The following is a 20,922-nucleotide window of genomic DNA, read 5'->3' as shown; positions in this document are numbered from 1 at the left end:
TATCACGCTCTGGCCCCGCGCCTTCGCGGGGGAACAGGATCTAGTTGCGCCGTCCTTTTTTTAGGCCGCGACCGCCACGCCCCGCGCATGCTCGGCAATCGCCCCCGTCAACGTATCGACGAGCGCGAGCGGCAGATCGTGCCCCATGCCGGGGATGGTCAGCAGCCGTGCGCCCGCGATATGCGCGGCGGTATCGCGCCCGCCCTCGATCGGCACGAGCGGGTCGGCCTCGCCATGGATCACCAGCGTCGGCGCCTTGATATCCTTCAGCATCGCGCGGCGGTCGCCATCGGCAACGATCGCCGCCATCTGGCGCGCGACGCCCTGCGGATACCAGCCGCGCTCGTAATCGCCGCGGACGCGGCGCTGGAGCCGCTCCTCCTCAGCGGGATAGCCGGGACTGCCGATCACCCGCGCGGCGTTCACCGAATAGGCGATCATCGCTTCGGCATCGCCGCTCATCGGCCGATTGGCGAGGACCCGCATCGCCTCCTTCTGCGCGCGCGGCAGGCGCGGATTGCCGGTGGTCGACATGATCGAGGTCAGCGACAGCACTCGTTCGGGATAGCGCGCCGCCATATGCTGGACGATCATCCCGCCCATCGACGCGCCGACGATATGCGCGCGGTCGATGCCGAGATGATCGAGCAGCGCCATGCCGTCGGCCGCCATGTCGGCGAGCGTATAGGCGCTGCTCACCGGCAGCCGCAGCGCCGCCTTGACGAACATCCATTTGAGATTGGGAACGCCCGCGGCGTCGAAACGCGTCGACAGGCCAACGTCGCGATTGTCGTAGCGGATGACGCGAAAACCGTGCGCGACGAGCGCGTCGACGAACTCGTCGGGCCAGAGGGTGAGTTGTCCCCCGAGCCCCATCACGAGCAGGATCGGCGGCGCATCCTTGGGCCCCTTGTCCTCATAGGTGATGTCGATGCCGTTCGCCGTCGCCTGTGCCGTGGTCATGCCGTCTCCCATATCTTTCCTTCCACCATGCCGCGAAGCGCGGTCCGGTCAAGCCGGGATGGAAAATCAGGCGAGGCGGCGGAGAAAGCGGCGGGTGCGCTGGCGACGCCATGGCGGCGCCTCAAAAGCCGCGCCACGGTCGATGCGATCAGCGGCAACAGGAAGATGATCAGCGACAGCCCGACGATCCAGCGGCCGGTCGCCGCCGGATCGCCGCACGCACTCGCGCAATCGGGCGCCTCGACCCCGGCGCCGAACGAGATCAGCAATGTCATCAAGATGGAAATGGTCCCCACGGCGCGCCTCTCCGCGCGCCCGAATCCTTAGCGGATCGATGTTAAGCCGGCGTTGCGGCTCGCTTAGGCCGCTGTTTACCGCGATTCGCGGGGGCCCTTATAGGCCGGGAGCGCCAATGACCAGCGAATTGCCGCGCCGCGCAGCATGAATCCGGCGCCCGCGCCCGCGATCGCCGCCACCGCCGTCCCGAGGCCCAGCCACAGCAGGACGAGATAGAGTCCCGACGCGAGCGCCGCCGCGGTGACATAGATTTCGGGCCGCATGATGATCGACGGCACCCCCGCCAATATGTCGCGGATCGTACCGCCGACGCAGCCGGTGATCACCCCCATCATCAGCGCGGGGACCGGCGGCACGCCCCAGGCAAGCGCTTTCGCGGTGCCGAACACCGCATAGGCGGCGAGCCCCACCGCGTCGGCCCATTCGAGCAGATGGCCCTGCCACCAGCGTTCGGGGGTCGCCCAGACGGTGAGCGCGATCGCGATGCACACCGCGGCGATCGCGCCGTCCTGCACCCAAAAGACCGGCGCTCCGATCAGCAGGTCGCGCACGCTACCGCCGCCGACCCCGGTCACCAACGCAAAGAAGCAGGCGGTGACCAATGTCTGGCGCAACCGCACCGCCATCAGCGCGCCCGACAGCGCGAAGACGCCGATCCCCGCGAGATCGAGCAGCCGGATGAGGGTCTGGGTGTCCATGATGCGAGGCGCTATCATTGCGGGCGGGGCGGCACAATGGGAAGGCGGGTGGCGCGCCGACGACCGCACAACTCTGCTCCCCCGCGAAGGCGGAGGTCCACCTTCTGCCGGTTCGGAATAGCGCCGACCGGAGATGGCCCCCCGCCTTCGCGGGGGAACAGGGCTGCTTTATGCCTCGCCGCAATCAGATGTGGATCGGCTTCCCCGTCACCGCCATCGCCGCTTCCTTGATCGCTTCGCTGTGCGTCGGGTGGGCGTGGCAGGTGTAGGCGATGTCTTCGGACGTCGCGCCGAATTCCATCGCCTGCGCCGCCTGCGCGATCATCGTGCCCGCGACGCTGGCGATGATCCAGACGCCGAGCACGCGGTCGGTCTTCGCATCGGCGATCACCTTCACAAAGCCATCGGGCTCGTGGTTGGTCTTGGCGCGGCTGTTCGCGAGCATCGGGAATTTGCCGACCTTGACCTCGCCTTTTTCCTTCGCAGCTTCCTCGGTCAGGCCGACGCCGGCGATCTCGGGCCAGGTGTAGACGACCGACGGGATGACGTCGTGATTCACGATGCCGGTCTGCCCTGCGATATTCTCGGCGCAGGCGATGCCTTCGTCCTCGGCCTTGTGCGCGAGCATCGGGCCGGGGATCACGTCGCCGATCGCCCAGATGCCGGGAACCGAGGTGCGAAAATCATGGTCGGTCTCGATCTGGCCGCGCTTGTTGACCGCGAGCCCCGCCTTGTCGAGCGCGAGCCCGTCGGTGTTCGGACGGCGCCCGATCGACACGAGCACGACGTCGGCCTCCAGCGTCTCGGCCTCGCCGCCCGCGGCGGGTTCGAGCGTCAGCACCGCCTTCTTGCCCTTGACTGTCGCGCCGGTAACCTTCGTCTTGAGCTTGAACTCGATGCCCTGCTTCTTGAAGATCTTGTTCGCTTCCTTGCGGACGTCGCCGTCCATGCCGGGGAGGATCTGGTCGAGATATTCGACGCAGGTCACCTTGGCGCCGAGGCGGCGCCACACGCTGCCGAGTTCGAGCCCGATCACGCCGCCGCCGATCACGACCATATGGCCCGGCACTTTCGCAAGCTCGAGCGCGCCGGTCGAATCGACGATGACGCCCTTGGCATTGTCGACCTCGACACCCGGAAGCGGGGTCACCGACGAGCCGGTGGCGATGATGATATTCTTCGCGCGCACCGCCTTGCCCGCGACCTCGACCGTGTCGGCCGACGTGAACTGGGCATAGCCCTTCAACCAGTCGATCTTGTTCTTCTTGAACAGGAACTCGATGCCGCCGGTCAGGCCCTTGACGGCGTCCTTGCGCTGGCCGTGCATCGTGCCGAGATCGAGTTCGGGCTTCACCTTGATGCCCATCGCCGCCATCGCGCCGCCGGCCGCGGCCTCATAATATTCCGACGCATGGAGCATCGCCTTCGACGGGATGCAACCGACGTTGAGGCAGGTGCCGCCCAGCGTCTCGCGCCCTTCGGCGCACGCGGTCTTGAGCCCGAGTTGCGCGGCGCGGATAGCCGCGACATAACCGCCGGGGCCGGCACCGATGACAAGGACGTCGTAGTCGTAATCAGCCATTATCAACTCCATTCGTCATCCCAGCGAAAGCTGGGATCGCTGGCGTCGATAGCGGCGCCAGGGGGATAGCGGCCCCAGCTTTCGCTGGGGCGACGGAACCTACAAATCGATCAGCAGCCGCGTCGGATCCTCGATCGCTTCCTTGATCGTCTTCAGGAAAGTCACCGCCTCGCGGCCGTCGACCAGCCGGTGATCGTAGCTGAGCGCAAGATACATCATCGGACGGATGACGATCTCGCCGTTCCGCACGACCGGGCGGTCCTCGATGCGGTGGAGGCCGAGCACCGCCGACTGCGGCGGGTTGATGATTGGGGTCGACATCAGGCCGCCGAAAACGCCGCCGTTCGAGATGGTGAAGGTGCCGCCGGTCATGTCGTCCATCGTCAGCGTGCCGTCCTTGGCGCGCTTGCCGAGGTCGGCGATCGCTTTCTCGATGTCCGCGAAGGACAGGCTGTCGGCGTTGCGGACGATCGGCACGACGAGCCCGTTGGGCGCGCTGACCGCGACCGAGACGTCGAGATAGTCGTGATAGACGATCTCGTCGCCGTCGATCCGCGCGTTGACCGCCGGAATGTCGTGCGCCGCGAGCGCGACCGCCTTGGTGAAGAAGCTCATGAAGCCAAGGCGAACCCCATGCTTCTTCTCGAAGCTGTCGCGATATTTGTCGCGCGTCGCGATCACCGCCGACATGTCGCAGTCGTTGAAGGTGGTGAGCATCGCCGCGGTGTCCTGCGCCGACTTCAGCCGCTTGGCGATCGTCTGGCGCATCCGCGTCATCTTGACGCGCTCTTCGCGGCGGCCCGGCGCACCGCTCGCGGCGGGGGCAGCCACAGGGGTCGCAGCAGGCGCGGGCGCCGCCTCGGGCGCGGCATTGGCGGCGGCGAGCACATCTTCCTTGGTCAGGCGGCCATCCTTGCCGCTGCCCTTGATCTTGGTCGGGTCGACGCCGTGCTCGAGCACGAGGCGGCGCACCGCGGGCGACAGCGTCTGGACACCGTCGCCGCTTTCCTCGGCCGGTGCCGAAGCGGTCGCCGCGGCGGGCGCCGGGGCGGCGGCTTCCTTGGCGGCGGGCGCGGGCGCCGCGCTCTTTCCGTCACCCGCTTCGATCGTCGCGATCACCGCGCCGACATTGACCGTTTCGCCAACCGCGACGACCTGCTGGCCCATCACTCCGGCAACCGGCGACGGCACTTCGACCGCAACCTTGTCGGTTTCGAGGCTGGCAATCGGCTCGTCGACCGCGACGGCATCGCCCGGCTGTTTCAGCCATTCGCCGATCGTCGCTTCGGTGACGCTTTCGCCCAGCGTGGGAACTTTGACTTCGGTGCTCATCGTCTCTTCTCTCTCTGTTCCCCCGCGAAGGCGGGGGTCCATCATCTGACGTTCGGAAGATGGGCCCCCGCCTTCGCGGGGGAACACCTAACTTATGACTTGGCCTTGGCGCGGCGGATTTCGGCGCGGACCGACAGGCCGAGCGCGTCGGCGACGAGCGCCGCCTGCTCGGTCTGGTGGCGGCTCATCAGCCCGGTCGCGGGCGAGGCGGCGGCGGCGCGGCCGGCATAGCGCGCACGCATCCCCTTGTGCCCCGCCTCCTTCAGCGACTCCTCGATCAGCGGCTCGACGAAGAACCAGGCGCCGTTGTTGCGCGGCTCCTCCTGCGCCCACACCACCTCTTCGAGATTCTTCATCCGCTTCAGGCGGACGGCCAGCGCCTCGCCGGGGAAGGGATATATCTGCTCGATGCGGACCACGGTCGTGTCGGTCAGTCCCGCCGCGTCGCGCGCTTCCATCAGATCATAGCCGACCTTGCCCGAACAGAGGACGACACGCTTGACCTTCGCGTCCTCGGGCGGGGTGCGGTCCGACATGATGCGGCGGAAATGCGCGTCGCCAATGAAGTCGCTGCGCTGCGACACCGCCAGCTTGTGGCGGAGCAGCGACTTGGGCGTCATGATGATCAGCGGCTTGCGGAACGAGCGCAGCATCTGGCGACGCAGGACGTGGAAATAGTTCGACGGGGTCGAGATATTGCACACCTGGATATTGTCGCCCGCGCAAAGCTGCAGGAAGCGTTCGAGGCGCGCCGAGCTATGCTCGGGTCCCTGTCCTTCATAGCCGTGCGGCAGCAGCAGCACGAGGCCGTTGGCGCGCAGCCACTTCGCCTCGCCCGCGGCGATGAACTGGTCGATCATGATCTGCGCGCCGTTGGCGAAGTCGCCGAACTGCGCTTCCCACAGCACGAGGCTCTTCGGATCGGCCATCGCATAGCCATATTCGAAGCCGAGCACGCCATATTCGCTCAAGGGGCTGTCGAGCACCTCGAAGCGGCCGTGCGGAACGGTCGTCAGCGGGATATATTTATGCTCGTCCTTCTGGTCGACCCAGACGGCATGGCGCTGACTGAAGGTGCCGCGCCCCGAATCCTGGCCCGACAGGCGCACCTGATAGCCCTCGCTGAGCAAGGTTCCGAACGCGAGCTGCTCGGCGGTCGCCCAATCGAATAGCTCGTCGTCCTTCTTGTTGGCGAACATCGCGGCGCGCGCGTCGATGACCCGGCGCAGCGTCTTGTGGACTTCGAGGTCGTCGGGAATCGTCGTCATCGCGCGGCCGATCGCGTCGAACAATTTGTCCGAAACGCCGGTCGCGATGTTGCGGCGCGCATTTTCATGATCGGCGGGGGCGTGCAGCCCCGACCAGCGGCCCGCGAACCAGTCGGCCTTGTTCGGTTTGTAGCTTTTCGCGCCCTCGAATTCTTCCTCGAGGTGCGCGACGAACTCGCTGCGGTGCGTATCGGCCCAGCCGGCATCGATCACGCCCTCGGCCTCCAGCTTCGCGGCACAAAGCTGCGACACCGGCGGATGCTGGCGGATGCTGGCATACATCAGCGGCTGGGTGAACGAGGGCTCGTCGCCTTCGTTGTGGCCGAAGCGGCGATAGCACCACATGTCGATCACGACGTCGCGCTTGAAGCGCTGGCGGAAATCGATCGCCAGCTTGCAGGCAAAGGTCACCGCCTCGGGATCGTCGCCGTTGACGTGCAGGATCGGCGCCATCACGCCCTTCGCGACGTCCGACGGATAGGGCGACGAGCGCGCGAACTGCGGGCTGGTCGTAAAACCGATCTGGTTGTTGACGATGAAATGGATGCAGCCGCCGGTATTATAGCCGCGAATCCCCGAGAAGCCGAGGCATTCCCAGACGATACCCTGCCCCGCAAACGCCGCGTCGCCGTGGATCAGCACGGGCAGCACCTGCTCATGCTTGCCAATGTCGTCGCGCACCACCTGTTGCGCGCGCGCCTTGCCGAGCACGACCGGATCGACCGCCTCGAGGTGCGAGGGGTTGGGGACGAGCGACATATGGACCGAAATGCCGTCGAACTCGCGGTCGGTCGAGGTGCCGAGGTGATATTTGACGTCGCCCGAACCGCCGACGTCGTCGGGGTTGGCGCTGCCGCCCGAAAATTCGTGGAAGATCACCTTGTACGGCTTCGCCATGACGTTCGCGAGCATATTGAGGCGCCCGCGGTGCGCCATGCCGTAGATGATTTCCTTCACGCCATACTGGCCGCCATATTTGATGATCGATTCCATCGCCGGGATCATCGATTCGCCGCCGTCGAGACCGAAGCGCTTGGTGCCGACATATTTGCGCGCGAGGAATTTCTCCCACTCCTCGGCCTCGATCACCTTGTTCAGGATGGCGCGTTTGCCCTCGACCGAAAATTCGATGATCTTGTCGGCGCCCTCCATCCGCTCCTGCAGGAACTGGCGTTCGACGATGTCGGCGATGTGCATATATTCGAGGCCGACCGCGCCGCAATAATTGGCCTGAAGGATCGCCACGATCTCCCGCACCGTCGCCTTTTCGAGGCCGAGCGTGCCGCCGAGCCACACCGGCCGATCGAGCGCCGCGCCGGTGAAGCCGTGATATTCGGGGGTCAGGTCGGCAGGCAATTCACGCGTGCTGAGCCCGAGCGGATCGAGCTTCGCGGCAAGGTGCCCGCGCACACGATAGGTGCGGATCAGCATCATCGCGCGGATCGAATCGTCGGCCGCGCGCTCGACCTCGGCATTCGACAGCGGCGCGCCGGCCTTGGCCGCGGCCGCCTTCACCGCGACCTGCATCTGCTGCGGATCGAGCGCGGCGGTCAGGTCGTCGCTGTCGATCGGCGGCCAGTTCTTCGGCGCCCAGCTCGGGCCGGCCTGCGGTTCGTCGATGTCGAAGCTTTGTCGTTCGAGGTTCATTTCACTAACCTATCCGTGCCCCTGCGAAGGCAGGGGCCCATCTCCTGGGGGCACAATATGGAACTGGCGGAGCCGATTTCCATCAGCCCTGAATCTCGAACCACAAATCCCGCCATTCGGGATTCGTTTCCTCGATCATCCGCACCTTCCAACTTCTTTTCCATCGCTTGATCTGCAATTCGCGCAAACGCGCCTGTTGTAGATCCTCATGCACTTCGAACCAAACCAGCCTCACGCAGCCATGAGTCTTCGTGAAGCCTTCGATCGCCATCTCGCGGTGCTGATAAACACGCTGCACCAGTTTCCATGTCGATCCGGTATAGATGGCACCGTTCTTGCGGTTCGCCATCATGTAGACTGCGCCGCTCTTCATTCATCGCCCGGTCGGGTGATGGGCCCCTGCCTTCGCAGGGGCACGGGCGAAGAGCGGCGCAGAAAAATCAGACGCGTTCCTTGAGCACTTCGGCGAGCGTCGTGCCGAGTTCCGACGGGCTCGCCGACACGGTGATGCCCGCCGCCTCCATCGCCGCGATCTTGCTTTCGGCGTCGCCCTTGCCGCCCGATACGATCGCGCCGGCGTGGCCCATGCGGCGGCCCGGAGGCGCGGTGCGGCCCGCGATGAAGCCGACCATCGGCTTCTTGCGGCCGCGCTTCGCCTCGTCGATCAGGAACTGCGCCGCCTGTTCCTCGGCGTCGCCGCCGATTTCGCCGATCATGATGATCGACTTGGTCGCTTCGTCGGCGAGGAAGAGTTCGAGGACGTCGATGAAGTTGGTGCCGTTGACGGGGTCGCCGCCGATGCCGACCGCGGTCGTCTGGCCGAGCCCGACGTTCGAGGTCTGGAACACCGCCTCATAAGTCAGCGTGCCCGAGCGCGAGACGACGCCGACGCTGCCCTTCTTGAAGATGCTGCCGGGCATGATGCCGATCTTGCATTCGTCGGGGGTCAGCACGCCGGGACAGTTCGGCCCGATCAGGCGCGATTTCGAGCCCGAAAGCGCGCGCTTCACCTTGACCATGTCGAGCACCGGAATGCCCTCGGTGATCGCGACGATCAGCTCGATCTCGGCATCGATGGCTTCGAGGATCGAGTCGGCGGCGAACGGCGGCGGGACATAGATGCAGCTCGCGGTCGCGCCGGTCGCGGCCTTGGCTTCCTCGACCGTGTTGAAGTTCGGCAGGCCGATATGCGTCGTGCCGCCCTTGCCCGGCGTCACGCCGCCGACCATCTTGGTGCCGTAAGCGAGCGCCTGTTCGGTGTGGAAAGTGCCGGTGGCGCCGGTCATCCCCTGGGTGATGACCTTGGTATTCTTGTCGATGAGGATGCTCATGCGTTTCGTTCCATCTTCCGTGCCCCTGCGAAGGCAGGGGCCCATCTCCAAATCTATCGGTCACCCGCCGCCCGATCTTTCGAGCGCAGGTGATGGACCCCTGCCTTCGCAGGGGCACAAGCTATTTACGCGAGGCTCGAATCCAGCGCCTTGCATGCGTCGAGCAGTTCCTTGACCGCGTCGACCGAGACCTGCAGGCCCGCCTTGTCGGCATCGCCCAGTTCAATCTCGACGATCTTCTCGACGCCGCCGGCGCCGATCTGCACCGGAACGCCGACGTAGAGGCCGTCGACGCCATATTCGCCGTCAACATAAGCGGCGCAGGGCAGGATGCGCTTCTGGTCGCCGAGATAGGCTTCGGCCATCGCGATGCCGCTCGCGGCCGGGGCGTAGAAGGCCGATCCGGTGCCGAGGAGCGCGACGATCTCGCCGCCGCCGCCGCGGGTGCGCTTGACGATCGCGTCGATCTTCTCCTGCGTCGACAGGCCCATCTTGACGAGGTCGGGAACGGGGATGCCGTTGATCGTCGAATAGCGGACGACAGGGACCATCGTGTCGCCGTGGCCGCCGAGCACGAAGGTGTTCACGTCCTTCACCGACACCGCGAATTCATCGGCGATGAAGTGGCTGAAGCGCGCCGAATCGAGGACGCCGGCCATGCCGACGACCTTGTTGTGCGGAAGCCCCGAGAACTCACGGAGAGCCCAGACCATCGCGTCGAGCGGGTTGGTGATGCAGATGACGAACGCGTCGGGGGCGTTCGCCTTGATGCCCTCACCGACCGCCTTCATGACCTTGAGGTTGATGCCGAGCAGGTCGTCGCGGCTCATGCCCGGCTTGCGGGCGACGCCGGCGGTGACGATGATGACGTCGGCGCCCGCGATGTCCTTATAGTCGTTGGTGCCGGTGATCTTCGCGTCGAAACCCGCGATCGGGCCGACCTGCGATAGGTCAAGCGCCTTGCCCTGTGGCACGCCTTCCACGACGTCGAACAGGACGACATCGCCGAGTTCCTTCTGCGCGGCGAGCAGCGCCAGCGTTCCGCCGATATTCCCGGCTCCGATCAATGCGATCTTCTTGCGTCCCATGGCGCGCGGCACTCCCTTCCTGGCAAGCCCGGCAAAGGTTCACGGACCGCGGGGGCACGGGCCTGACGCCCCGCTCCGGTCCCAAGACTGGCGACGCCCCTACGCTGATTCCCCTAAGGAAACAACCGCCAAAAGGATGAAATTCCGCCTTTTTTTGCAAATGGTTCGCAATACCAATAAGACGGGAGCCAAGGTATCGAAATGCGGTTCCAAGGCCGCATGGCCGTTCTTCATGACTCGTCATTGCGAGCGCAGCGAAGCAATCCAGAGCCCGCGTAAACCACCCTAGATTGCTTCGCTGCGCTCGCAATGACGAAACCAACGGATACAGCCGCTCCCGCGCTGTCTATCCAGCGTTGTCCTGGCCATGGCCGAGCGCCAGATAATCGTCGGACTGCATCTCGGCGAGCCGGCTCGCGGTGCGTTCGAACTCGAACGCCCCGTCGCCCGCCACATAGAGCGCGTCGGGTTCGGCCGCGGCGCTTGCGAGCAGCTTGACCTTATATTCGTAGAGCGCGTCGATCAGCGTCACGAAGCGCGCCGCTTCGTTGCGGTTCTCGGGCCCCATGCGCGGAATGCCGACGATGATCACGGCGTGAAAATGACGCGCGACCGCCAGATAGTCCGCCGCTCCGCGCGCTTCGCCGCACAGGCGCTTGAACGAAAAGACCGCGACACCCTTGAGCGCCTTCGGAACGTGCAGCATCCGCCCGCCGCCGACATCGAGATCGAGCGTCGGAACATGCGCGCGATCCTCGGGCGGATAGTCGGTGAGGCGGAAGAAGGCGGCGGAGAGCGCCGCGCTCGCCGCATCGTCGGCGGGAACGAACCAGCGCTTGCCGTCGCCGAGCCGGTGGCGGCGGTAATCGGTCGGGCCGTTGAGGCTCATCACATCGAGCTTCGCCTCGACGAGCGCGATGAAGGGCAGGAAATGCTCGCGGTTGAGTCCGTCCTTGTAGAGGTCGGACGGCGGCCGGTTCGACGTCGCGACGACGGTGACGCCGCGGTCGATCAGCGCGGTGAACAGGCGCGAGAGGATCATCGCGTCGGCGCTGTTGTTGACGACCATCTCGTCGAAGGCGAGGCAGCGGATATTCTCGACCAGCGCCGCGGCGACCTGCGGGATCGGGTCGCCGCTCTCGGTCTTGCGCACCTCGCGCATCCGCGCGTGAACCTCCTGCATGAAGGCGTGGAAATGGACCCGCCGTTTCCGCTGGATGCGGAGCTGGTCGTAGAAAAGGTCCATCAGCATCGACTTGCCGCGCCCGACCGCACCCCAGAGGTAGACGCCGCGCGGCGCCTCGGGCTTGCGGCCGGCGATGCGCCAGAGCAGACTGCCGCGCGGCGGCGAAGCCTCAAGCTCCTCCTGCAAATGGTTCAATCGCTGCGCAGCGGCACGCTGCTCAGGGTCGAGCTTCAATTCGCCGCCCGCGACCAGCGCGTCATAGGCCGCGAGAACGTCGGTCATTTCCGGCTCGCCTTGCGGATCGTCCCGGCGAAGGTCAGCACGATATGCTCGTCTCCCTCGCCCTGCACCACCAGTCCGCGCAGGAAGATCAGCCGGCCGGTCTCGCGCACCAGCTCGACGATAGCGTCGAGCGGCTCGCCGACGCGCCCCGCGCCGACGAACTGCGTCGAAAGGTCGAGCGTCACCGAATGCCCCGCCTCGAGCGATCCGAACTGGTGCGACGCCGCGAACAGCGCGACGTCGACGAGCGCGAGGCTGACCGCGCCGTGGACATTGTCGCCGAGATTGCTGTGCCGACGTTCGGGGAGCATCCGCACCCGAGCGCAAGGACGGCCGTCCCCGGTCGGGTTTTCGCTGCGCACTGACAGCGGCTCGATGAACGCGTTGAAGCGGTCCTTGTCCTTGAGATTCCAGCTGATCCAGCCGTCCGTCAGTTCCTCGGCGCTGAAATTCTCGCGCCGCTTCGGTTCCTCGATACCGTCGTTCATGCCGTATAATATCCGTCCAGGGTTCCGCCGCGGATCAATCCGCCATAAGAATCGACCATAGCCCGCACGCGGGGGCCATCGTCGTCGATCCACCGCGCTGCACTGGCCGTCCAGCTCCCTCAAGCCCGCCCGCGCCCCGCGCGCAAGCGATAAAATCGCCAAAGCCCTGCCGCCAGCCATCGAGTCCGGCCATCGTCATCGCCGGGATCATTTCGTGAAACGCAACGGCGTGCAGAGGCCGGTCAGCGACAGCGGGTAGCTGGGGTCCTTCGGAATCTTGATTCCCAACCCCTCCGTCCCCGCCTGCATCGCGTACCCCGCGTTCAATCGTATCGACTTGTCGAGCGCCCGTGCGCTCAGGATCAGGCCGCGCAACCGGTTCACCTCCTCCGGCGACAGACGGGTAGCGCTGTCATAGGCGAGCAGCCCGCGCCACACCTCCATCTCCATCGTCGCGAGTTGCAGGTAGCCGGCCGACATATCGGAGAGATAGGCATAGACGCTGCGCTGATCGAGCGGGATGCGATTGGCGACGCCGTTCGCCCCCATCGGCCAGATCGTATTCGCCGGTGGATAAGCGAGCGGCCGGCCGATCTCGCCCTCGATTCCGCTGCCCTTGCCGTCGCGCCAGTCGCGCTGCCATGCCTCGAGCTGGTCCAGCCGCCGCTTCGTGCAGTCGGCCTGTTTCAGCCGCTCGCGATATTGGGCGAGGTTGCCGGCGATCTCCTCGTCGAGCGCGGCGCGGAATTCGATCGTGTCGTTGCGGTTGTTCCACCAATCCGCCGCCTGCTGCGCTCCGAGCGCGAGCAGGATACCCAGGACGACGACGACGAGTTCGGTGAAGAAGCTGGGCCAGCCGTGGGCCGGCGACAGCCGTCCGAGCCGCCCGCGCCATGCCGGCGGCGAAGTGGGTGGAGCGGCCGGAGCCGGAGCCTCCGGTTCAGACAATCCGCTCGGCTTCCAGCTTCTTGATCTCGGCGATCGCGCGCGCCGGGCTCAGACCCTTGGGGCAGGCGTTGGCGCAGTTCATGATCGTGTGGCAGCGATAGAGGCGGAAAGGGTCTTCCAGCTCGTCGAGCCGCTCGCCGGTATATTCGTCGCGGCTGTCGGCGAGCCAGCGATAGGCCTGGAGCAGGATCGCGGGGCCCAGGAACTTGTCGCTGTTCCACCAATAGCTGGGGCAGCTCGTCGAGCAGCAGGCGCACAGGATGCACTCGTAAAGACCGTCGAGCTTTTCGCGCTCTTCGGGCGACTGGAGGCGTTCCTTGCCGCTCGGCGTCGTCGTCTTGGTCTTCAGCCACGGCTCGATCGACGCATATTGCGCATAGAAATGCGTGAAATCGGGAACCAGGTCCTTGATGACTTCCATATGCGGCAGCGGGGTGATCTGGATATCACCCTTCAGATCCTCGATCGCGGTCGTGCAGGCGAGGCCGTTCTTGCCGTTCATGTTCATCGAGCAGCTGCCGCAGATGCCCTCGCGGCACGAGCGGCGGAAGGTCAGCGTGCTGTCCTGCTCGCCCTTCATCTTGATCAGCGCGTCGAGCACCATCGGACCGCATGTGTCGAGATCGATCTCGAACGTGTCGAAATGCGGGTTCTGGCCGCTGTCGGGGCTATAGCGATAGACCTTGAACGTCTTGACGTTCGTCGCCCCCTCGGCCTTGTGGACCGTGCCGCCCTTTTGGATGCGGCTGTTCTTGGGCAGGCGGAATTCGGCCATGTCGCAGGTTCCCCTATATGCAATTGGGGCCCGACTAGACCCGATTGGCGGAGTCGGCAAGAGGGTGAGACGCGAAAGCCGCTGGCGGGCCGGCGCGCTTGCCGCTAGGGGCGCGAGCGATGAGCGAAGAGACCGCCCAACCCGCCGTCACCAGCCGCAGCGTCGCGAAGGGACTCGGCACGACCGTGCTCGCGCGGCTGGGCGCGGTGGTCGAGATCGTCGCGCAGCCGCTCTATGTCCTGATGTTCGGGCTCGCGGGTTACGGCCTCTATGCGGTGCTCTGGGCGACGGTGAACCTGCTCGAGAATATCTTCGACATGGGGATGACGAGCGCGATGCAGCGCACCGTGCCGCAGTCGGCGAGCGATGCCGAGGCCGCAGGCGCGCTGCGCACCGCGATGCTGTTCGGGATCGGCCCCTGCCTGATCGTCGCCGCGCTGATCGCGGTCTTTGCCGCCGAACTCGCGCCCTTCCTCAACGTCGCCGATCACGACCGACCGCTCGTCGTGCCCGCGATCCGCCTGTTCGTCTGGGCGTTGCCGCTGTGGGCCTTCGTCGAGATTGCGACCTCGGCGATGCGCGCGCGGATGGTGTTCGGTGCCGAAATCCGCCTGCGGATCGTCTGGGAGCAGATCATGCGGCTGGTGTTCGCGGGGCTGTTCTTCGCGGGCGGACTGGGGCTCAAGGGGCTGTTCATCGCGCATCTTTGCTCGCTCGGCATCACCGCCATCCTCTGCGTCCGCCTGCTCGCCCGCTATTATAATTTCGCCGATCTGCTGCGCGGCGGGCGCGGCGGCGCGGTCGAGCGCAATACCTTCTGGGCGGGCCTGTCGATCCTGCCGTCGAACATCATCGCGCGGCTGTTCGGCGACGCACCGGCGCTGATCCTCAACCTGCTGCTGCCCGGCGCGGCGGGCGCGGCGGCGGCGGGACTGTTCACGATCGCGCGCAAGCTGTCGAGCGTCGTCCAGCTCGTCCGCATTGCCTTCGTCTATGTGATGGCGCCGCTCGCGGCGAGCGCCGAGCGCGAGGACCGCGCGCAGGTCGCCGACATCTACGCCTATGCGACGCGGCTGATCTCCGCCATCGCCCTCCCCCTTGCGGCGGTGCTCGCGGCGGGGAGTTCGTCGCTGCTCGGGCTGTTCGGCCATCAGGCGCATGTCGCGCAGGGCGCGGTGATCATCCTGCTCTTCGCACGCGCGCTCGAAGCGGTGCTCGGCATTTCGCAGCCGGTGCTTCAGGTCGTCGCGGCCTTTCGCCACCAGCTCACCGCCGCGATCCTGGGCGTCGTCGTCGCGCTCGCGTCGGGCTGGCTGATCCTCGGCCATCTCGACGCGCTGACCGGGGTCACGCTGGCGATGTCGATCGGGCTGGTCGTGATGGCGGGCATTCCGATGGTGCAGCTGGCGATGGGCGAGCGGCTGCATCCCTTCGACCAGCGCTTCCCGAAGGTCGCGCTTCGCGGCCTGCTGGTCACGCTCGCGGCGGGGGCGCTGGCCCTGCTCGTCAGCCGCCTGCCCGACGCGGCGGCGCTGCCGCTGATCACCGTCATCGCGGCGGGCGCGATCTGGTCGTCGCTGCGCTTCGCGCTGCCCCACGCCGACCGGGCCTCGCTGGGGAAGACGGCGCGGAAGCTGCGGCTGGTTTAGCCTTCTCCGTTCGTCATGCCGGACTTGATCCGGCATCCATAATCACGATCGTTGCATGGACTCCGGATCAAGTCCGGGATGACGAAGAAGGAACTGGTCTTATTTTGGCCGCAAAATTTGCTAGAGGGGGCGACTGATTTTTCGCCGCGAAGGGTTTGACCTCCCGCGGCCAACAGGCGGAACTCGATGTACCAGCAAGAACTCGCCCGCAGCGGCAAGCGCCTCTTCTTCATTCGCGGCACCTATATCTACATCACCATCGCGATCTCGGTGCTGATCGCCTGGTGCAGCAAGGATTGGGGTCCGTTCAACAGCGCGGCCGGCGACTGCGCCTGGTTCTGGCTGTCGCTCGGCGTCGCCAGCGCGGGCGCGATCGTCCGCGTCTTCACCAGCGGCTGGGCCGCGCTCGGCACCTCGGGCCGCGCCAAGGTCGCCGCCGAAGCGAGCGAACTCAACACCACCGGCCCCTACAGCCTGGTGCGCAACCCGCTTTATGTCGGGCGCATCCTCAATTTCACCGGCCTCGCGATGCTGTCGGGAAGCTGGGTGTTCGGGGCGATCGTCTTTCTGCTTGGCGTTCTGATCTACGAGCGCATCTCGATCTATGAGGAAGAGTTCCTGCGCGAAAAGTTCGGCGCGGCGCACGCCGAATGGGCGAAGGACGTCCCCGCGCTGCTTCCCCGCCTCACCGGCTGGGTGAAGCCCAAATATCCCTTCTGGTGGAAGCGGATGATCTGGCGCGAGCAGAACAAGCTGTTCCTGCTTGCAACCACCGTCTTCCTGACCTGGTTCGCGCGAATGGACTTCAACTTCGACGCGCTGAGCCCGGCCCAGTGGAACTGGGTTTATGCTTTCGGCGCGCTCGTCGTCGTTCGCTTCTTCATCGGCGGGCTGAAGATGATCGGCTTCTTCAAGGAACTGAGCTGACCAAATGGGGGGCGATCTCGCTCCCCTGATCGCGCCCGAGGAGCGATTAGCTCCTCTAATCGCAGTGGTCGGCAGCGACGGGTCGGGCAAGTCGACCCTGTCGGCCGACCTGCTGGCGCATGTGCAAAAGACGCGCGCGGCCGAGAGCGGTTATCTCGGCCTCGGCTCGGGCGAGCAGGGACGGCGCATCGGGCGCTGGCCGATCGTCGGCCCGCCGCTCCACCGCTTCCTCGACGGCATCGCCGACAAGCTGCGCGAGCCGGGTGAGCCGATTCCCGGCAGGCTCGCGGCGCGCTACGCGCTGAACAAGTCGAAGAAACGCCGCGCGAAGTTCGAGCAGCTTCTGGAGCGCCGCCGCGCGGGCGTGACGATCGTCACCGACCGTTATCCGCAGATCGAGGTGCCGGGCCTGCATGACGGCCCGATCCTCGCCGGGCGCGCGACCGGCCCGCGCCTTGCCGCGATGCAGGCCGAGGAACGCGCGCTCTATGCCGAGATGGCGGCCCATATCCCGACGCTCGTCATCCGGCTGCACGTCGATGTCGATACGGTGATGGCGCGTAAACCCGACCATGACCGCGCGCTGATCACGCGCAAGGTCGAGACGGTGCCGCTGCTGGCGATGGGTGGCGCGCCGATCGTCGATATCGACGCGACCATTCCCTATGAGGAAGAATTGGCGCTGGCGATCGCGGCGGTGGATGCGGCGCTGGCGGAGGCCTGACGTCTGCCGTCATTGCGAGCGCAGCGAAGCAATCTCCAGCTATCGATGCGGCGCGACGATAGCTGGAGATTGCTTCGTCGCCTTCGGCTCCTCGCAATGACGATCAGCTTGCGTTCCGCTCCGCCATGATCCGCTCGATCAGCACGATGTCGGCGGGCTTGTCGGCGTCGATGCAGGCCTCACCCTCGGACATCGGCACGACCTTCGCTTTGAGCCCAAAGCGCAGCCCGGCGCGCGCGATGCCCTGGTGGATGGTGAACAGCCGCAGCAGCGCCCCCATCAGCAGCCACGGCCCGAACGCCGCGACGATCTTCAGCCCCTTTTTGCGGTCGCGCTCGATCCGCCCCCAGAAATCGAGCAAAGGCAGCGCCCGCCGCCCGCGCAGGCGGAACAGGTTCGCGCCCGACCACCAGCCGCCGCGGAACTTGAGCCACGTCCGCTGCGATTCGGGATAGCGCGCGAGCAGCACTTGCCGCTCGACCATCGCGACCGCGACATCGCTGTCCTCGGCGCCCGCCAGAAATTCGGCGATCATCGCGGGGGTGAGCAGGACATTGTCGGCGGTCGTCACCAGCACCGGCGCGTCCCCCTCGGGAAGCGCGGCGGCGAGCGAAGCGCTGATCCCCTGCCCCGAATCCGCGAAATGGAGGTCGGCAAGGCCGGCCAGCCCCGGCTCGGCGGCCAGTTCGGCGCTGTTCTGCGCCAGCACGGTAATCGGCCCGACGCCCGGCGCGGCGCGGAGCGCGCGCACGACATGGACGAGCATCGGCGTGCCGGCGATCGGGAGCAGCGCCTTGGTCGAAACCCCGGTGCCCGAAAGCAGCGGGTCTGGTCCGGGACGGCTCCCGGCCATGACGATCGCCGGGACAGGCGCACTCATCGCGCGGCCTCGACGCGGCGGCCGGTCACGCCGCGCAGGAAGTCGCTCGCCTCGTCGAGCACCGGCCCGCGCGAACGGAAGGGCGCCGACAGCGCCATGACGATGCCGGTGTGCCCGACGCCGGGATAGAGGCGCAGCGTCGCCGAACCGCCCGCCTTTTCGATCGCGGCGGCGAGGTTCTGGCTGTTGCGCGGACGCACCGTCGCATCTTCGTCGCCGCTCGCCAGCCACAGGGGCGGGGCGTCGCCGCGCGCATAGCTAATCGGCTGCGTCTTCTCCGCGGGCTTCACCTTGCCCATCGCCCTTTCGGCAAGCCCGCCCTTTTCCATCGGCAGGAAATCATAGGGACCGGCCAGCCCCGCGACGCCGCGCAGAATCGCCGGATCGCTTTTCACCGCGCGCAGCCAGGTCGGATCGAGCGCGAGCATCACCGCGTTATAGGCGCCCGCCGAATGGCCCATCAGCGCGATGCGGTCGGGATCGCCCGCAAGGCCATCGATATAGCGATGCGTCCAGGCGACCGCCGCGGCGCTGTCTTCCAGGAAATCGGGCCAATGCGCCTTGGGCGTCAGGCGATAGTCGGGAATGACGACGACGAAACCCTTCTGCGCGAGCGCGCGGCCGACAAAGCCATAGCTCGCGCGCTCGCCGCTGTTCCAGCCGCCGCCGTAGAAGAAGACGATCACCGGCAGCCGGTCGCCCTGCTGCGCGGTGTCGGGCGCCCAGATGTCGAGCATCTGGCGCGGGCCGTTGCCATAGGGCTGACCCGCGAGCAGCAGCCGCGCGCCGCCGCCCGAACCGAGCAGCTTGTCGGCCATGTCGAGCGATTTCGCGCCGCCCGCGACCACCGCCTTCGCGCCGCCGCCGAAAAAGAGCAGCAGGAGCACCGCCACGATGAGGAATTTGATCAAACGCCGTCCCTTGACTTCGCGCCCCGCAGGCCCGCGCCCTACAGGGGTGGAGGGCGGGGAACAAGCAGTGGAGAGCAAATATCGGCCGAGAATAAACAAATGTGCTCCCGCGAAGGCGGGAGCCCATCTCCTGCCGGTGCAAAATGGAACCAACCGGAGATGGGTCCCCGCCTTCGCGGGGACACGATGGTTTTTGGATGGAATGGGGCACCTTTGCCCATCTTGCGCGTAAGAAGGCCCATGACCCGCGCCTTCTCCCGCCCCGCCCTGATCTGCAACAGCCAGAGCGGCAGCCACGATCCCACGATCCGCGAGGCCATCGAAGAGGCGTGCCGGGCGGCGGGCAAACCAATCGCCGCGACCTTCGAACTGCCCCACGACGAGATTCCCGACGCCGCGGCCCTCCGCGCGAAAGACATCGATCTGCTGATCGTCTGGACCGGCGACGGCACCATCAACGCCGCGGCGACCGAGGCCGCGGGCTGGGACGGCGCGATCCTGCCGCTGCCCGGCGGGACGCTGAACCTGCTCTCCAAGGCGCTGCACGGCGACCGGCCCGCGCCCGAGATCCTGGCCGACGCGCTCGGCGGCAGGGTGCGGCGGCGCCCGGTCCCGATCGTCCGGGCGGAGAGTGGAACCGCCTTCATCACCATCGTCGCGGGGCCCGCGACGCGCTGGGCCGAAGTGCGCGAGACGATGCGGCAGGACGGAATCGTCGAGGCCAGCCGCGCCGCGCCCGACGCGCTGGAGACGATGCTGAATGCGCCGGGGGTCCGCGTCGCGGGGCAGGACACGGCCTATCCCGCGATCATTCTGACCCCCACCGAGACCGGCCTTCGCGCCGACGGCATATTGACCGAAGGCAGCATGGACGTGCTCCGCCACGGCCTCGCCTGGCTGGGCGGCGATTTCCGCGACGGGCCGAGCGAGGAGGTCGCGCGCGCAGAGACGATCATCCTCGAAAGCGAGGCGCCGATCAGCCTCGAGTATGACGGCGAGCTCGCCGAGACACCGTCGCCCGCGCGTTTCGCGCTGGGGATGAGCACGATCGATTTCGTCGCGACGGCATGATCCGGCTGTTCCACGCCAGCGACCTGCATTTCGGGCTGGAGGATCCCGCCGCGCTCGGCTGGTTCGCCGATTGCGTGCGCCGCGAGGCGCCGGCGGCGGTGCTGATCACCGGCGACCTGACGATGCGCGCGCGATCGCATGAATTCGCTGCTGCCTGCGACTGGATCGGCGCGCTGGGTGCGCCGGTGACGGTCGAGGTCGGCAACCACGACCTGCCCTATTTCAACCCCTTCGCGCGCTTCTTTCGCCCCTATGCGCGGATTCGCCGGATCGAGCGGCTTGTCGAGCGCGAGCTCGACCTGGCCGAGGTCGCGGTCGTGCCGCTCAAGACCACCGCGCGCGCGCAGGCACGGCTCGACTGGTCGAAAGGCTGGGTGACCCGCGCGGCGCTGGACAGGACGCTCGCCGCGATCGACGCCTTGCCCAAGGCGACCGCCACGCTCGTCACCGCGCACCATCCGCTCGTCGAGGCGGGAACGAAGGGCCGCGCCTTGACCCGCGGCGGCGAGGCGGCGCTGACCGCGCTCGCCAGTCGCGGCGTCGCCGCGGTGCTGACCGGCCACGTCCACGACGCCTTCGACCTGACCAAGCAGACCCCGGCCGGCCCGATCCGCATGATCGGCGCGGGCACGCTGTCGAAGCGCATCCGGTCGACCCCGCCGAGCTTCAACGAGCTTACGCTTGCGGACGGCCGGATCGACGTCCGCGTCCGCAATCTCGAACACGTCCCGACCCCGGCGATGCAGATCGACGATGTCCCGCCTGACGCCCTCCCCCCGCGCGAACCCGGCGAGCCGGTCGCCCCCGTCGGCGCGGTGCCGCCGGTCGATCCGCCAGTGCATTGACGCGGCGGCGCTTCCCGTTAGGTTGCAAGA

The 20,922-nt window shown here is 66.8% G+C and carries 20 protein-coding genes; 5 read left to right on the top strand and 15 right to left on the bottom strand.

What is annotated here, in order from left to right; translation table 11 throughout:
• Positions 1–60: 60 nt before the first annotated feature.
• From VHO04_RS02210 to VHO04_RS02150, 13 genes are all read right to left on the bottom strand, one after another.
• The gene (locus VHO04_RS02210; protein ID WP_329626843.1) at positions 61–963 is read right to left on the bottom strand and encodes an alpha/beta fold hydrolase; all 903 of its coding nucleotides are present in this window, start codon (positions 961–963) and stop codon (positions 61–63) included.
• Complete coding sequence (locus VHO04_RS02205) at positions 960–1,238, bottom strand: hypothetical protein (protein WP_329626842.1); 279 nt, start codon at positions 1,236–1,238, stop codon at positions 960–962. Before VHO04_RS02205 ends, VHO04_RS02210 begins: the two co-directional genes overlap by 4 nt.
• A gap of 96 nt (positions 1,239–1,334) precedes the next feature.
• On the bottom strand, positions 1,335–1,958 hold the full coding sequence (locus VHO04_RS02200; RefSeq protein ID WP_257544753.1) for a trimeric intracellular cation channel family protein: 624 nt from the start codon (positions 1,956–1,958) through the stop codon (positions 1,335–1,337).
• 184 nt (positions 1,959–2,142) lie between these two features.
• Positions 2,143–3,540 (bottom strand): dihydrolipoyl dehydrogenase, encoded by a 1,398-nt coding sequence (lpdA, locus tag VHO04_RS02195; protein ID WP_329626841.1) that lies wholly within the window; start codon positions 3,538–3,540, stop codon positions 2,143–2,145.
• 99 nt (positions 3,541–3,639) lie between these two features.
• A complete protein-coding gene (gene odhB / locus VHO04_RS02190; protein ID WP_329626840.1) occupies positions 3,640–4,872 on the bottom strand; it encodes a 2-oxoglutarate dehydrogenase complex dihydrolipoyllysine-residue succinyltransferase in 1,233 nt (410 codons plus the stop codon).
• A 92-nt stretch (positions 4,873–4,964) separates the two neighbouring features.
• Positions 4,965–7,787: a 2-oxoglutarate dehydrogenase E1 component gene (locus VHO04_RS02185; RefSeq protein WP_329626839.1), complete on the bottom strand. Its 2,823-nt coding sequence runs from the start codon at positions 7,785–7,787 to the stop codon at positions 4,965–4,967.
• 82 nt (positions 7,788–7,869) lie between these two features.
• On the bottom strand, positions 7,870–8,139 hold the full coding sequence (locus VHO04_RS02180) for a GIY-YIG nuclease family protein (protein WP_329626838.1): 270 nt from the start codon (positions 8,137–8,139) through the stop codon (positions 7,870–7,872).
• An 88-nt stretch (positions 8,140–8,227) separates the two neighbouring features.
• Positions 8,228–9,118 (bottom strand): succinate--CoA ligase subunit alpha, encoded by an 891-nt coding sequence (sucD, locus tag VHO04_RS02175; protein ID WP_329626837.1) that lies wholly within the window; start codon positions 9,116–9,118, stop codon positions 8,228–8,230.
• A gap of 125 nt (positions 9,119–9,243) precedes the next feature.
• Positions 9,244–10,206 carry a malate dehydrogenase gene (mdh, locus tag VHO04_RS02170; protein WP_329626836.1) on the bottom strand — a complete coding sequence of 321 codons (963 nt, stop codon included), beginning with the start codon at positions 10,204–10,206 and terminating at the stop codon, positions 9,244–9,246.
• Positions 10,207–10,552: 346 nt separating this feature from the next.
• Complete coding sequence (gene zapE, locus VHO04_RS02165) at positions 10,553–11,674, bottom strand: cell division protein ZapE (RefSeq protein ID WP_329626835.1); 1,122 nt, start codon at positions 11,672–11,674, stop codon at positions 10,553–10,555.
• The gene (locus VHO04_RS02160; RefSeq protein WP_329626834.1) at positions 11,671–12,162 is read right to left on the bottom strand and encodes a PaaI family thioesterase; all 492 of its coding nucleotides are present in this window, start codon (positions 12,160–12,162) and stop codon (positions 11,671–11,673) included. Before VHO04_RS02160 ends, zapE begins: the two co-directional genes overlap by 4 nt.
• Positions 12,163–12,369: 207 nt before the next feature.
• A complete protein-coding gene (locus tag VHO04_RS02155) occupies positions 12,370–13,110 on the bottom strand; it encodes a hypothetical protein (protein ID WP_329626833.1) in 741 nt (246 codons plus the stop codon).
• A complete protein-coding gene (locus tag VHO04_RS02150) occupies positions 13,103–13,885 on the bottom strand; it encodes a succinate dehydrogenase iron-sulfur subunit (RefSeq protein WP_329626832.1) in 783 nt (260 codons plus the stop codon). The genes VHO04_RS02155 and VHO04_RS02150 overlap by 8 nt, the downstream gene beginning before the upstream one ends.
• A 119-nt stretch (positions 13,886–14,004) precedes the next feature.
• On the opposite strand from VHO04_RS02150, the gene VHO04_RS02145 reads away from it, so the two are divergent.
• The 3 genes from VHO04_RS02145 to VHO04_RS02135 all read left to right on the top strand — a co-directional run bounded on the left by VHO04_RS02145 (position 14,005) and on the right by VHO04_RS02135 (position 17,185).
• Positions 14,005–15,534: a lipopolysaccharide biosynthesis protein gene (locus VHO04_RS02145; protein WP_329626831.1), complete on the top strand. Its 1,530-nt coding sequence runs from the start codon at positions 14,005–14,007 to the stop codon at positions 15,532–15,534.
• 186 nt (positions 15,535–15,720) lie between these two features.
• Entirely contained in the window at positions 15,721–16,461 is a 741-nt protein-coding gene (locus VHO04_RS02140; RefSeq protein WP_329626830.1) for an isoprenylcysteine carboxylmethyltransferase family protein, read from the top strand.
• A gap of 4 nt (positions 16,462–16,465) precedes the next feature.
• Positions 16,466–17,185 carry a nucleoside triphosphate hydrolase gene (locus VHO04_RS02135; protein WP_329626829.1) on the top strand — a complete coding sequence of 240 codons (720 nt, stop codon included), beginning with the start codon at positions 16,466–16,468 and terminating at the stop codon, positions 17,183–17,185.
• 103 nt (positions 17,186–17,288) lie between these two features.
• On the opposite strand, the gene VHO04_RS02130 is transcribed toward VHO04_RS02135, so the two are convergent.
• Positions 17,289–18,065, bottom strand: a complete 777-nt coding sequence (locus VHO04_RS02130; RefSeq protein WP_329626828.1) for a nucleotidyltransferase family protein — start codon at positions 18,063–18,065, stop codon at positions 17,289–17,291.
• Complete coding sequence (locus tag VHO04_RS02125; protein WP_329626827.1) at positions 18,062–18,976, bottom strand: alpha/beta hydrolase; 915 nt, start codon at positions 18,974–18,976, stop codon at positions 18,062–18,064. The genes VHO04_RS02130 and VHO04_RS02125 overlap by 4 nt, the downstream gene beginning before the upstream one ends.
• 240 nt (positions 18,977–19,216) lie before the next feature.
• Here VHO04_RS02125 and VHO04_RS02120 point away from each other — a divergent pair, with 240 nt between their 5' ends.
• Together VHO04_RS02120 and VHO04_RS02115 are read left to right on the top strand one after the other, a co-directional pair.
• A complete protein-coding gene (locus VHO04_RS02120) occupies positions 19,217–20,047 on the top strand; it encodes a diacylglycerol/lipid kinase family protein (RefSeq protein ID WP_329626826.1) in 831 nt (276 codons plus the stop codon).
• On the top strand, positions 20,044–20,892 hold the full coding sequence (locus VHO04_RS02115) for a metallophosphoesterase (RefSeq protein WP_329626825.1): 849 nt from the start codon (positions 20,044–20,046) through the stop codon (positions 20,890–20,892). Before VHO04_RS02120 ends, VHO04_RS02115 begins: the two co-directional genes overlap by 4 nt.
• The last annotated feature ends 30 nt before the right edge of the window (positions 20,893–20,922 follow it).

The organism is Sphingopyxis sp., from assembly GCF_036261875.1.
GTDB lineage: Bacteria > Pseudomonadota > Alphaproteobacteria > Sphingomonadales > Sphingomonadaceae > Sphingopyxis.
Note: the sequence above shows the minus strand (reverse complement) of the source record. Positions and strands in the feature narration are given on the sequence as shown.